This window comes from Streptomyces sp. NPDC005483 (assembly GCF_040606035.1).
Lineage (GTDB): Bacteria > Actinomycetota > Actinomycetes > Streptomycetales > Streptomycetaceae > Streptomyces.
The window spans coordinates 28,593-41,224 of the sequence record NZ_JBEXEA010000012.1 but is presented as its reverse complement, the minus strand read 5'-3'; the positions used below and the strand labels follow the sequence as shown (position 1 = coordinate 41,224).

General features: G+C 71.5%; 10 protein-coding genes. 9 read left to right on the top strand and 1 reads right to left on the bottom strand.

Annotation, left to right across the window (positions count from 1 at the left end; translation table 11 throughout):
* Nucleotides 1-100 precede the first annotated feature (100 nt).
* From ABZT06_RS23320 to ABZT06_RS23285, 8 genes are all read left to right on the top strand, one after another.
* Nucleotides 101-895 carry a TIGR03084 family metal-binding protein gene (locus ABZT06_RS23320; RefSeq protein ID WP_355743977.1) on the top strand — a complete coding sequence of 265 codons (795 nt, stop codon included), beginning with the start codon at nt 101-103 and terminating at the stop codon, nt 893-895.
* Nucleotides 896-1,374: 479 nt separating this feature from the next.
* Nucleotides 1,375-3,048 carry an acyclic terpene utilization AtuA family protein gene (locus ABZT06_RS23315; protein ID WP_355743974.1) on the top strand — a complete coding sequence of 558 codons (1,674 nt, stop codon included), beginning with the start codon at nt 1,375-1,377 and terminating at the stop codon, nt 3,046-3,048.
* Nucleotides 3,045-4,643: a carboxyl transferase domain-containing protein gene (locus ABZT06_RS23310; RefSeq protein WP_355743971.1), complete on the top strand. Its 1,599-nt coding sequence runs from the start codon at nt 3,045-3,047 to the stop codon at nt 4,641-4,643. Before ABZT06_RS23315 ends, ABZT06_RS23310 begins: the two co-directional genes overlap by 4 nt.
* Before the next feature lie 30 nt (nt 4,644-4,673).
* On the top strand, nt 4,674-6,515 hold the full coding sequence (locus tag ABZT06_RS23305; protein ID WP_355743968.1) for a biotin carboxylase N-terminal domain-containing protein: 1,842 nt from the start codon (nt 4,674-4,676) through the stop codon (nt 6,513-6,515).
* Nucleotides 6,516-6,583: 68 nt separating this feature from the next.
* Nucleotides 6,584-7,714, top strand: coding sequence for an acyl-CoA dehydrogenase (locus ABZT06_RS23300; RefSeq protein WP_355743965.1), 1,131 nt, complete (start codon nt 6,584-6,586; stop codon nt 7,712-7,714).
* A gap of 33 nt (nt 7,715-7,747) precedes the next feature.
* Complete coding sequence (locus ABZT06_RS23295; protein WP_355743962.1) at nt 7,748-9,316, top strand: 4-coumarate--CoA ligase family protein; 1,569 nt, start codon at nt 7,748-7,750, stop codon at nt 9,314-9,316.
* A complete protein-coding gene (locus ABZT06_RS23290; protein ID WP_355743959.1) occupies nt 9,313-10,047 on the top strand; it encodes an enoyl-CoA hydratase family protein in 735 nt (244 codons plus the stop codon). The genes ABZT06_RS23295 and ABZT06_RS23290 overlap by 4 nt, the downstream gene beginning before the upstream one ends.
* Entirely contained in the window at nt 10,035-10,649 is a 615-nt protein-coding gene (locus ABZT06_RS23285) for a TetR/AcrR family transcriptional regulator (protein ID WP_355743957.1), read from the top strand. The genes ABZT06_RS23290 and ABZT06_RS23285 overlap by 13 nt, the downstream gene beginning before the upstream one ends.
* A gap of 70 nt (nt 10,650-10,719) precedes the next feature.
* Here the strand turns inward: ABZT06_RS23285 and ABZT06_RS23280 are convergent, their stop codons facing one another.
* Nucleotides 10,720-11,832, bottom strand: a complete 1,113-nt coding sequence (locus ABZT06_RS23280) for a citrate synthase 2 (protein ID WP_355743954.1) — start codon at nt 11,830-11,832, stop codon at nt 10,720-10,722.
* Nucleotides 11,833-12,001: 169 nt separating this feature from the next.
* Between ABZT06_RS23280 and pdxH the strand changes: the two genes are divergently transcribed.
* Nucleotides 12,002-12,631: a pyridoxamine 5'-phosphate oxidase gene (gene pdxH / locus ABZT06_RS23275; protein WP_355744632.1), complete on the top strand. Its 630-nt coding sequence runs from the start codon at nt 12,002-12,004 to the stop codon at nt 12,629-12,631.
* Nucleotide 12,632: the final 1 nt, after the last annotated feature.

The window sequence follows — 12,632 nt, the reverse complement described above, 5'->3', positions numbered from 1 at the left end:
ACCGTACTGCGGGGGAGGGGGCGGGCGCCTTCGAATATCGGCGCCCTGAATTAATGCAAGCACGCTTGCTTGTTTTCGGGGTCGCTGACATCCTCGCCCCATGGCAGACCCGACGCCCGTCATCGACGACCTGTGTGCGGAGAGCGAGGAACTCGACCTGCTGGTAGCCGAGTTGAGCCAGGAGCAGTGGTCGTTGCCGACCCCCGCCCCCGGCTGGACCGTCGCCCACCAGATCGCCCACCTCGCCTGGACCGACCACTCCTCCCTGCTCGCCGTCACCGACCAGGAGGCCTTCTCCCGCGAGGTCGAGAAGGCGCTGGCCGCGCCCGGGGACTTCGTGGACGACGGCGCGGAGGAGGGTGCCCGCAAGCCTCCGGCGCGACTGCTCGCCTACTGGCGGGCGGGCCGCGAGGACCTGGCGGAGGCCCTGCGTGCGGCACCCGAGGGGGCCCGCTTCCCCTGGTACGGGCCGCCCATGTCCACCGCCTCCATGGCCACCGCACGTCTCATGGAGACCTGGGCCCACGGCCTGGACGTGGCGGACGCGCTGGGGGTGGCCCGTGCGGCGACCGACCGGATCCAGCACATCGTCCGCCTCGGCATCCGCACCCGCGACTTCGCCTTCGGGGTGCACGGCCTGACCCCGCCTTTCGAGCAGTTCCGCGTCGAACTCACCGCACCCTCCGGCGAGTTGTGGTCCTACGGCCCCGAGGACGCCACCGACCGCGTCACCGGCCGCGCCCTCGACTTCTGCCTCCTGGTCACCCAGCGGGCACACCGCGCCGACCTCGCCCTGACCGCCGCGGGGGAGGACGCCGACCGATGGCTCGACATCGCCCAGGCCTTCGCGGGCCCGCCCGGCACCGGCCGCCCGGCGAAGGGGGCGGGCGGATGACTCTCCGTATAGGGAACGCCTGCGGCTTTGACGGCGACCGTTTCGACGCCCTGTGTGCGGAGGGCATGGGGGCCGGTGGGTGGCTCGGCGTCGCTTCAGCGCCGCGGGTGTTCGCGGGCCTGCCTGGTGTCGGGCGCCCGGCGAAGGGGATGGCCAGATGACTCTCCGTATAGGGAACGCCTGCGGCTTTGACGGCGACCGCTTCGATGCCCTGTGTGCGGAGGGTACGGGGGCCGGTGGGTGGCTCCGCGTCGCTTCAGCGCCGCGGGTGTTCGCGGGCCTGCCTGGTGTCGGCCGCCCGGCGAGAGGGGCGGGCGGATGACTCTCCGTATCGGGAACGCCTGCGGCTTTGACGGCGACCGTTTCGACGCCCTGCGTGCGGAGGGTTCGGGGGCCGGTTGGTGGCTCGGCGTCGCTTCAGCGCCGCGGGTGTTGGCGGGCCCGCCCGGCACCGGCCGCCCGGTGAGGGGGACGGCCGGATGACCCTGCGCATCGGGAACGCCTCCGGCTTCTACGGCGACCGCTTCGACGCCCTGCGCGAGATGCTCACCGGTGGCGAACTCGACGTCCTCACCGGTGACTACCTCGCCGAGCTGACCATGCTCATCCTGGGCCGGGACCGGCTGAAGGACCCCGGGGCCGGATACGCCCGCACCTTCCTGCGCCAACTCGAGGAATCCCTCGCCCTCGCGCACGAGCGGCGCGTCCGGATCGTGGCCAATGCCGGTGGTCTCCATCCCGCCGGACTGGCCTCCCGTATACGGGAGTTGGCGGACCGGCTCGGCCTGCCGGTCCGGGTCGCCCATGTCGAGGGTGACGATCTCACCGCCGAGCACCCCGGTGCCCTGGCCGCCCACGCCTACCTCGGCGGCTTCGGTATCGCCGCCTGTCTCAGGGCGGGCGCGGACGTGGTGGTGACCGGCCGGGTGACGGACGCGGCCCTGGTCACCGGGCCCGCCGCCGCCCACTTCGGCTGGTCGCCGACGGACTACGACCGCCTCGCGGGGGCCGTCGTCGCCGGGCACGTCCTGGAGTGCGGGACACAGGCGACCGGCGGCAACTACGCGTTCTTCGCTGAAGGTGAGCGGGATCTGAGACGGCCCGGCTTCCCCCTCGCCGAACTCCACGAGGACGGCACCGCCGTCATCACCAAGCACCCCGGCACCGGCGGCTTCGTGGACGTCGGCACGGTGACGGCCCAGCTGCTGTACGAGACCCAGGGCGCCCGGTACGCCGGCCCCGACGTCACCGCCCGCCTCGACTCGGTCCGGCTCACCCAGGACGGACCCGACCGCGTCCGGATCTCCGGCGTGCGCGGTGAGGCTCCGCCGCCCACCCTCAAGGTCGGCCTCAACCGCCTCGGCGGCTTCCGCAACGAGGTCACCTTCGTCCTGACCGGCCTGGACATCGAGGCCAAGGCCACGCTCGTGCGGGAGCAGCTGGAGACACACCTGGCCAAGGTCACCGACGTGCGCTGGGACCTGGTCCGCACCGACCGCCCGGACGCCGACACGGAGGAGACCGCCAGCGCCCTGCTGAGACTCGTCGTCCGGGACGCGGACCAGGAGGTCGTCGGACGGGCGCTCAGCGGAGCCGCCGTGGAGCTGGCCCTTGCGAGCTACCCCGGGTTCCATGTGCTGGCGCCACCGGGGAAGGGCTCGCCTTATGGGGTCTTCGAGGATGTGTACGTCCCTCATGGGGCCGTGGACCATATGGCCGTCCTCCACGACGGTCGACGCATCCCCGTGGCACCGGCCCAGGAGACCGCCGTACTCGAGAAGCCACCGGAACCACCCCTGCCCGAGCCGCTGCCGCCCGGTCCGGCCCGGCGGGCCCCCCTCGGGCTCGTCGCCGGGGCCCGCAGCGGGGACAAGGGCGGGAACGCCAACGTGGGGGTGTGGGCACGGACCGACGAGAGCTGGCGGTGGCTCGCGCACACAATGACCGTGGACCGACTGCGCGAACTCCTTCCGGAGACAGCCGACTTGGACGTCACCCGGCACACTCTCCCGCACCTGCGCGCCCTGAACTTCGTCGTGGAGGGAATCCTCGGCGAGGGCGTCGCCGCCCAGCACCGTTTCGACCCGCAGGCGAAGGCCCTCGGCGAATGGCTGCGCTCCCGCCACCTGGAGATCCCGGAGGCCCTGTTGTGACCGTTCTGGCGACCGCCCTGGACTCGAAGAACACCGAGTACCGGGCCAACCGCGAGGCCATGCTCGCGAAACTGGACCAGCTGACCGCCGAACACGCCAAGGCGCTCGCGGGTGGAGGCGAGAAGTACGTCCAACGGCACCGCAAGCGCGGCAAGTTGCTCGCCCGGGAGCGCATCGAGCTGCTCCTCGACCCCGACACGCCCTTCTTGGAACTGTCCCCGCTGGCCGCCTGGGGCAGCGACTACACGGTCGGCGCCTCCCTCGTCACCGGGATCGGGGTGGTGGAAGGCGTGGAGTGCCTGATCACCGCCAACGACCCGACCGTGCGCGGCGGCGCGAGCAACCCGTGGTCGCTGAAGAAGGCCCTGCGGGCCAACGACATCGCCCTCGCCAACCGGCTGCCCTGCATCAGCCTGGTGGAGTCGGGAGGGGCCGACCTGCCGTCCCAGAAGGAGATCTTCATCCCCGGCGGGGCCATCTTCCGCGACCTGACCCGGCTGTCGGCGGCCGGCATCCCGACCGTCGCCGTCGTCTTCGGCAACTCCACCGCGGGCGGCGCCTACGTCCCCGGCATGTCCGACCACGTGATCATGGTCAAGGAGCGCGCCAAGGTGTTTCTCGGCGGGCCGCCCCTCGTCAAGATGGCCACCGGCGAGGAGAGCGACGACGAGTCCCTCGGCGGTGCCGAGATGCACGCGCGCGTGTCGGGCCTCGCGGACTACTTCGCCGTGGACGAGCGGGACGCGCTCCGGCAGGCCCGGCGCGTCGTCGCCCGCCTCAACCACCGTAAGGCGTACGGCGATCCGGGCCCCGCCGAGCCCCCCAAGTACGACCAGGACGAACTCCTCGGTATCGTCCCCGGCGATCTCCGCACACCCTTCGACCCGCGCGAGGTCATCGCCCGGATCGTCGACGCCTCCGACTTCGACGAGTTCAAGCCCCTGTACGGGACCAGCCTGGTCACGGGGTGGGCGGCGCTCCACGGACATCCGGTCGGGGTGCTGGCGAACGCCCAGGGGGTCCTGTTCTCCGAGGAGTCCCAGAAGGCGGCCCAGTTCATCCAGCTGGCCAACCAACGCGACATCCCGCTGCTCTTCCTGCACAACACCACCGGCTACATGGTCGGCAGGGAGTACGAGCAGGGCGGCATCATCAAGCACGGCGCGATGATGATCAACGCGGTCAGCAACTCCAAGGTCCCGCACCTCTCCGTGCTGATGGGCGCCTCGTACGGGGCGGGCCACTACGGCATGTGCGGACGCGCCTACGACCCCCGCTTCCTCTTCGCCTGGCCCAGCGCCAAGTCGGCCGTCATGGGCCCCCAGCAGCTCGCCGGCGTGCTCTCCATCGTCGCCCGCCAGTCGGCCGCCGCGAAGGGGATGCCGTACGACGAGGAGGGCGACGCCGCCCTGCGGGCCATGGTGGAGCAGCAGATCGAGTCCGAGTCGCTGCCCATGTTCCTGTCCGGGCGGCTCTACGACGACGGCGTCATCGACCCCCGCGACACCCGGACGGTACTGGGACTGTGCCTGTCCGCGATCCACACCGCGCCCTACGAGGGCGCACGCGGCGGCTTCGGCGTCTTCCGGATGTGAGGGACACCAGTGATTTCTGAGGGACACCCAGTGATTTCTGCACTCCTTGTGGCCAACCGGGGCGAGATCGCCTGCCGGATCTTCCGCACCTGCCGTGAGCTGGGCATCCGGACGGTCGCCGTGCACTCCGACCCGGACGCGAACGCCCTCCACACGCGCGTGGCGGACGCGGCGGTACGACTGCCGGGCGCGGCCCCCGCCGACACCTACCTGCGCGCCGACCTGATCGTGAAGGCGGCCATCGCCTCCGGCGCCGACGCCGTGCACCCCGGTTACGGCTTCCTCTCCGAGAACGCCGACTTCGCGCGGGCCGTCCTGGGCGCGGGCCTGGTCTGGATCGGGCCGCCCCCGTCCGCGATCGAGGCGATGGCGTCCAAGACCCGCGCCAAGGAACTGATGGGGCTGGCGCCCCTCGCCGACGTGACGCCGGCCGATCTGCCGGTGCTGGTGAAGGCGGCCGCGGGCGGCGGAGGCCGCGGCATGCGCGTCGTCCGCCGCGTCGAAGACCTGCCCGCCGCCCTGGAGAGCGCCCGCGCCGAGGCCACGAGCGCCTTCGGCGACGGCGAGGTCTTCGTCGAGCCGTACGTCGAGGACGGCCGCCACGTGGAGGTCCAGATCCTCGCGGACACCCACGCCACGGTCTGGGCCCTCGGCACCCGCGACTGCTCCCTTCAACGCCGCCACCAGAAGGTGATCGAGGAGGCCCCGGCCCCCGGACTCCCGGAGGACCTCAGGGAGGAACTGCACGAGCTGGCGGTACGAGCGGCGCGCGCGGTGGACTACGTGGGCGCGGGCACGGTCGAGTTCCTGGTCTCCGGCACCAAGGCGCACTTCCTGGAGATGAACACCCGCCTCCAGGTCGAGCACCCGGTCACGGAGGCGGTGTTCGACCTGGACCTGGTCGCGGAACAGATCCGCATCGCCGAAGGCGCCCCGTTGCCCGACGAGCCCCCACGCGCGCGTGGCCACGCCGTCGAAGCGCGCCTCTACACCGAGGACCCCGCGCGGGACTGGACCCCGCAGACCGGCACCCTGCACCGCCTTTCCCTCCCACCCGCGGTCCGCCTGGACACGGGGTACGAGGACGGCGACCCGATCCCCGTCCACTACGACCCGATGCTCGCCAAGGTCGTCGCGTACGCCCCCACGCGCGCGGAGGCGATCCGCAAACTGGCGGGCGCGCTGGAGAGGGCGACGATCCACGGCCCGACCACGAACAGGGACCTGCTGGTGAACTCCCTGCGCCACAAGGAGTTCACGACGGCCCGCATGGACACCGGCTTCTACGACCGTCACCTGCCCGAACTCACCGAACCGGCCCCGGACTTGTTGGCCCCCCTGGCGGCGGCCCTCGCGGACGCCCACGGCCGCTCCCGCTTCGGAGGCTTCCGCAACCTGCACTCGGCCCCGCAGACCAAGCGCTACGAGATGGCGGGCGAGGACCACGAGGTCCGCTACCGCCACACCCGGGAGGGCCTGGAGGCGGAGGGGGTCCGGGTGATCCACGCGGACGCGGGCGGGGTCGTCCTCGAAGTGGAGGGCGTGCGGCGACGGTTCGAGGTGGCCAGGTACGGCGACCAGCTGTACGTGGGCAGAACGGCCCTCAGAGCCCTGCCCCGCTTCCCGGACCCCACGTCCACGCACGCCCCGGGCTCCCTGCTGGCCCCCATGCCGGGAACGGTCGTACGGGTCGCGGACGGCCTGACGGAGGGATCAGCCGTGGAAGCCGGCCAGCCCCTCCTGTGGCTGGAGGCAATGAAGATGGAACACAAGATCACGGCCCCGGTGAAAGGCGCACTAGCTGCGCTGAATGTAGTACCCGGCCAACAAGTAACGGTCGGTTCTCTACTGGCGGTAGTCCAACCCACCTAGGGGCGCGGGGCCGTATCGATTTGCGGCTACCGCCGCGCGGGCGCGACCAGCCCCAACGAAGGAGCCACATGTCCACGATCGAAACCGACGAGCACAAAGCCCTCCGAGAAGCCGTATCCGCCCTGGGTAAACGCCACGGCCGCGACTACGACAGAGAAGCCCTGTGGGCCGAAGCAGCCAAGCTCGGCTACCTCGGCGTCAACCTGCCGGAGGCATACGGCGGTGGAGGCGGCGGAATCGCCGAACTCTCCATCGTCCTGGAGGAGCTCGGTGCGGCCGGCGCCCCCCTCCTGATGATGATCGTGTCCCCGGCGATCTGCGGCACGGTGATCGCCCGCTTCGGCACGGAGTCCCAGAAGCGGGACTGGCTCCCCGCACTCGCCGACGGCACCCGCACGATGGCTTTCGGCATCACGGAACCCGACGCCGGTTCCAACAGCCACCGCATCAGCACCACGGCCCGCCGCGACGGCGCCGACTGGCTGCTGACCGGCCGCAAGGTCTTCGTCTCCGGCGTCGACATAGCCGACGCCACCCTCATAGTCGGCCGCACGGAGGACTCCCGGACCGGCCGTCTCAAGCCCTGCCTCTTCATCGTCCCCCGGGACGCACCGGGCTTCGGCAGGCGCCGTATCGAGATGGAACTGGACGCCCCGGAGAAGCAGTTCGAGCTCACCCTCGACGACGTACGCCTCCCCGCCGAAGCCCTCGTGGGAGACGAGGACGCGGGCCTACTGCAACTCTTCGCCGGCCTCAACCCCGAACGCATCATGACGGCCGCCTTCGCGATCGGCATGGGCCGCTACGCGCTCTCCCGGGCCATCACCTACGCCAAGGACCGCACGGTGTGGAACACCCCCATCGGCGCCCACCAGGCCATCGCCCACCCCCTCGCCCAGGCGCACATCGAGCTCGAACTGGCCCGCCTGATGATGCAGAAGGCCGCCCACCTCTACGACGAGGGGGACGACGTGGCCGCGGGAGAGGCCGCCAACATGGCGAAGTACGCCGCGGGGGAGGCCTGCGTGAAGGCCGTCGACCAGGCGGTCCACACCCTCGGCGGCAACGGCCTCACCCGCGAGTTCGGGATCGCCTCGCTGATAACGGCCGCGCGCGTGGCTCGTATCGCACCGGTCAGCAGGGAGATGATTCTCAACTACGTCTCCCACCAGACCCTGGGCCTGCCCAAGTCGTACTAGGCCGTTCCTGGTAGCGGCCGTCTTGGAGGAACCGTGTTCCGCAGCGAGTACGCAGACGTCCAGCCCATAGAACTGCCCATCCACGAGGCGGTGTTGTCCCGCGCAGCCGAGTTCGGTGACGCGCCCGCCCTCATCGACGGCACCGACGGCACCACCCTCACGTACGGACAGCTCGACCGGTTCCACCGCCGCGTCGCCGCGGGCCTCGCGGAGGCGGGCGTCGCCAAGGGGGACGTACTCGCGCTGCACAGCCCCAACACGATCGCCTTCCCGACCGCGTTCTACGCCGCCACGCGCGCGGGTGCCTCGGTCACGACCGTGCACCCGCTGTCCACGCCGGAGGAGTTCGCCAAGCAGCTCGGCGACTCCGCCGCCCGCTGGATCGTCACCGTCTCGCCGCTCCTGGACACGGCCCGCAGGGCCGCCGAACTCGCGGGCGGGGTACGGGAGATCTTCGTCTGCGACAGCGCCCCCGGTCACCGCTCCCTGATCGACATGCTGGCCTCGACGGCCCCCGAGCCCGACGTCGCCATCGACCCGGTGACGGACGTGGCGGTCCTGCCGTACTCCTCGGGCACCACCGGCACCCCCAAGGGCGTGATGCTCACGCACCGGCAGATCGCCACCAACCTCGCCCAGCTGGAACAGCTGATGTCGGCGGGCCCCGAGGACCGCGTCCTCGCGGTGCTGCCGTTCTTCCACATCTACGGCCTCACGGCCCTCATGAACGCGCCCCTGCGCCTCGGCGCCTCCGTCGTCGTCCTGCCCCGCTTCGACCTGGAGACCTTCCTCGCGGCGATCCAGAACCACCGCATTACCGGCCTGTACGTGGCCCCGCCGATCGTCCTCGCCCTCGCCAAGCACCCGCTGGTCGAGCACTACGACCTGTCGTCCCTGCGCTACATCGTCAGCGCCGCCGCCCCACTGGACGCCCGCCTCGCCGCCGCCTGCTCGGCCCGGCTCGGCCTCCCGCCCGTCGGCCAGGCGTACGGCATGACGGAGCTCTCGCCCGGCACCCACGTCGTCCCGCTGTCCGCCATGCGCGAGGCACCGGCCGGGACCGTCGGCAAGCTCGTCGCCGGAACCGAGATGCGGATCGTCTCCCTGGACGACCCCGACAAGGACCTCGACATCGGCGAGCCCGGCGAGATCCTCATCCGCGGCCCGCAGATCATGAAGGGCTACCTCGGCCGCCCCGACGACACCGCTGCCATGATCGACCCCGACGGCTGGCTGCACACCGGGGACGTAGGCCATGTCGACGCCGCCGGCTGGCTGTTCGTCGTCGACCGGGTCAAGGAGCTCATCAAGTACAAGGGCTTCCAGGTGGCCCCCGCCGAACTGGAGGCCCTCCTGCTCACCCACCCCGGCATCGCCGACGCGGCCGTCATCGGCGCCTACAACGACGAGGGCAACGAGGTTCCGCACGCCTTCGTCGTCCGCCAGCCCACCGCGAGCGGCCTGTCCGAGGGCGAGGTCATGATGTACGTCGCCGAGCGCGTCGCCCCCTACAAACGCGTCCGGCAGGTCACCTTCGTCGACGCGGTGCCCCGGGCCGCCTCCGGCAAGATCCTCCGACGGCAGCTCAGGGAGCGCACATGACACTGATCGCCCGCACGCGCGCGCGGGGCGTCGAGACCCTCACCCTCGACTCCCCGCACAACCGCAACGCTCTGTCGGCGGCGCTGGTGGGGGAGCTGGCCGCCGCGCTGACGGACTGCGCCAAGGAACCGGACGTCCGCGCGATCGTCCTCACCCACACCGGCAACACCTTCTCCGCGGGCGCCGACCTGAAGGACCCGCCGGACCCGGCCGCCCTGGTCCGGCTCCTGCGGCAGCTGGTGGAGCTCGGCAAGCCGGTCGTCGCACGCGTCACCGGCCACGTCCGCGCGGGCGGCCTCGGCCTCCTCGCCGCCTGCGACATCTCGGCGGCCGCCACGGAGTCCACCTTCGCCTTCACCGAGGTGCGGATCGGGCTCGCCCCCGCGGTCATCTCACTGACCCTGCTGCCCCGCACCGACCCCCGCGCCCTCGCCCGCCACTACCTCACCGGCGAGCGCTTCGACGCGGCCGAGGCCGCCCGTATCGGCCTGGTGACGGCGGCGGGCGACGACGTGGACGCCGTACTCGAACCGATCCTGGACGGTCTGCGCCGGGCCGCCCCCGAGGCCCTGGCCGAGACGAAACGGCTGCTCACGGCTAAGGTGCTGGAGACCTTCGACCGGGACGCTGCCGATCTGACCGCGCTCTCGGCCCGGCTGTTCGCCTCTCCGCACGCGCGCGAGGGCATGACGGCCTTCCTGGAACGACGGGATCCCTCATGGGTGGTGTGACCACGATCGGCGACCGGGCCGACCGCGTGCCGAAGCAGGACCGCAGCCGGGCCACCCGGCAGCGCCTCCTCGAAGCGGCCGTCGCCTGCCTCGCCGAACACGGTTGGTCCGGCTCCACGGTCACCGTCGTCGCCGAACGCGCCGGCGTCTCCCGAGGCGCCGCCCAGCACCACTTCCCGACGAGGGAGGACCTGTTCACGGCGGCCGTCGAGTACGTGGCGGAGGAACGCTCCACGGCCCTGCGCGCCCTGTTCCCGCAGGGCGCGGCGGACGACCGGCGCGCGGTGATCTCCGCCCTCGTCGACCTCTACACCGGCCCCCTCTTCCGCGCCGCCCTCCACCTCTGGGTCGCCGCCTCCAACGAGGAGCAACTGCGCCCCCAGGTGACGGAGTTGGAGGCACGCGTGGGCCGCGAGACACACAGGATCGCGGTGGACCTGCTGGGCGCGGACGAGTCGAAACCGGGCGTCCGAGAAACGGTCCAGGGCCTCCTGGACATGGCGAGGGGCTTGGGCCTCGCCAACCTGCTCACGGACGACGAGGCCAGGCGGGACAGGGTGGTGACCCAGTGGGCAGCACTACTGAACGAGGCGCTGAGCTAGTCAGGGGCGCGGGGAACTGCGCGACCAGCCACAACCGACCCGCAGTCGCCCACACTCCTCAGGCACCCCTTCAGTGGGCGATACTTCCGTACCCCTCAATGTCCTGAGGATCGCGAGACCCGGGCCCCACATACCGCGCAGAAGGCCGCACCAACCGCCCCGTCCGCTTCTGCTCAAGAATGTGCGCCGACCACCCCGCCGTACGCGCACACGTGAACATCGACGTGAACATGTGCGCCGGCACCTCCGCGAAGTCGAGCATGATCGCCGCCCAGAACTCCACGTTGGTGGCGAGCACCCGGTCCGGCCGCCGCGCGTGCAACTCCTCCAGCGCCGCCTTCTCCAGCGCCTCCGCGATCTCGAACCGCGGCGCCCCCAGCTCACGCGCCGTACGACGCAACACGCGCGCGCGTGGATCCTCGGCCCGGTACACCCGGTGCCCGAACCCCATCAGCCGCTCACCGCGGTCCAGCGCCTGCTTGACGTAGGCCTCCGCGTCGCCCGTCCGCTCGATCTCCTCGATCATCCCGAGCACCCGGGAGGGCGCACCGCCGTGCAGCGGCCCGGACATCGCACCCACCGCCCCGGAAAGCGCGGCGGCGACATCCGCACCGGTGGAGGCGATCACGCGCGCGGTGAACGTCGACGCGTTCATCCCGTGCTCCGCGGCCGACGTCCAGTACGCGTCCACGGCCGCGACATGCTTCGGGTCCGGCTCCCCGCGCCAGCGGATCATGAACCGCTCGACGACGGACTGCGCCTTGTCGATCTCCCGCTGCGGCACCATCGGCAGCCCCTGCCCGCGCGCGGACTGGGCGACGTACGAAAGAGCCATCACGGCCGCCCGGGCGAGGTCGGCACGCGCCTGCTCGGCATCGATGTCCAGCAGCGGTTTCAGCCCCCACACCGGGGCGAGCATGGCGAGCGCCGACTGGACGTCCACGCGGATGTCCCCGGAGTGCACCGGGATCGGGAACGGCTCGGCGGCCGGGAGGCCGGGATTGAAGGCGCCGTCGACCAGCAGCCCCCACACGTTGCCGAACGAGACATGGCCGACCAGATCCTCGATGTCGACGCCCCGGTACCGCAGCGCGCCGCCCTCCTTGTCGGGTTCGGCGATCTCCGTCTCGAACGCGACGACTCCTTCGAGGCCGGGTACGAAGCCGGGGTCAAAGTCGGACATCAGGCGGCTCCTCGTGATGTGAACGACGGATGACGCCACGATATCCCCGAGTGCCACCTTTGGGGAGGGCAAGCGGCACTCAGTGCCACCACCAGTGAGGAGACGATCCGTACGGCAAGATGACGACGTGACCGACGCCGCACACGCCGTCTTCCCGGACCCCGCCTCGATGCGCGAGCAGTACCGCGCGGAGGGTCTCGCCGAGACCGACCTGGCCGCCACGCCCGTCCGACAGTTCGCGCGCTGGTTCAAGCAGGCGGCCACCGAGGCGCACCTCTTCGAGCCGAACGCCATGGTGGTCTCCACCGCGGACGCCGAGGGCCGCCCCAGCTCCCGCACGGTCCTGCTCAAGCAGTTCGACGAACAGGGCTTCGTCTTCTACACGAACTACGACTCCCGCAAGGCGAGAGACCTCGCGCAGAACCCGTACGTCTCCCTGCTCTTCCCCTGGCACCCCATGGCCCGCCAGGTCATCGTCACCGGCCTCGCCCGCCGCACCGGCCGCGACGAGACCGCCGCCTACTTCCGCACCCGCCCGCACGGCTCCCAGCTCGGCGCCTGGGCCAGCGCGCAGTCCTCGGTGATCGAGGCACGCGAGCAGGTCGACACCGTCTACGCGGAACTGGCCGCCCGCTACCCCGAGGGCGAACAGGTCCCGGTCCCGCCGCACTGGGGCGGCTTTCGGGTGGCGCCGGAGACGGTCGAGTTCTGGCAGGGCCGCGAGAACCGCCTGCACGACCGGCTGCGGTACGTGGCGGAGCCGGACGGGAGCTGGCGGGTGGAGCGGCTGAGTCCCTGAA

What these genes read in the sequence shown, in the direction of transcription:
- ABZT06_RS23300 (WP_355743965.1), top strand. Translation starts at nt 6,584, where the DNA reads ATGTCCACGATCGAAACCGACGAGCACAAAGCCCTCCGAGAAGCCGTA.
- ABZT06_RS23290 (WP_355743959.1), top strand. Translation starts at nt 9,313, where the DNA reads ATGACACTGATCGCCCGCACGCGCGCGCGGGGCGTCGAGACCCTCACC.
- ABZT06_RS23320 (WP_355743977.1), top strand. Translation starts at nt 101, where the DNA reads ATGGCAGACCCGACGCCCGTCATCGACGACCTGTGTGCGGAGAGCGAG.
- pdxH (WP_355744632.1), top strand. Translation starts at nt 12,002, where the DNA reads ATGCGCGAGCAGTACCGCGCGGAGGGTCTCGCCGAGACCGACCTGGCC.
- ABZT06_RS23280 (WP_355743954.1), bottom strand. Translation starts at nt 11,832, where the DNA reads ATGTCCGACTTTGACCCCGGCTTCGTACCCGGCCTCGAAGGAGTCGTC.
- ABZT06_RS23285 (WP_355743957.1), top strand. Translation starts at nt 10,035, where the DNA reads ATGGGTGGTGTGACCACGATCGGCGACCGGGCCGACCGCGTGCCGAAG.
- ABZT06_RS23315 (WP_355743974.1), top strand. Translation starts at nt 1,375, where the DNA reads ATGACCCTGCGCATCGGGAACGCCTCCGGCTTCTACGGCGACCGCTTC.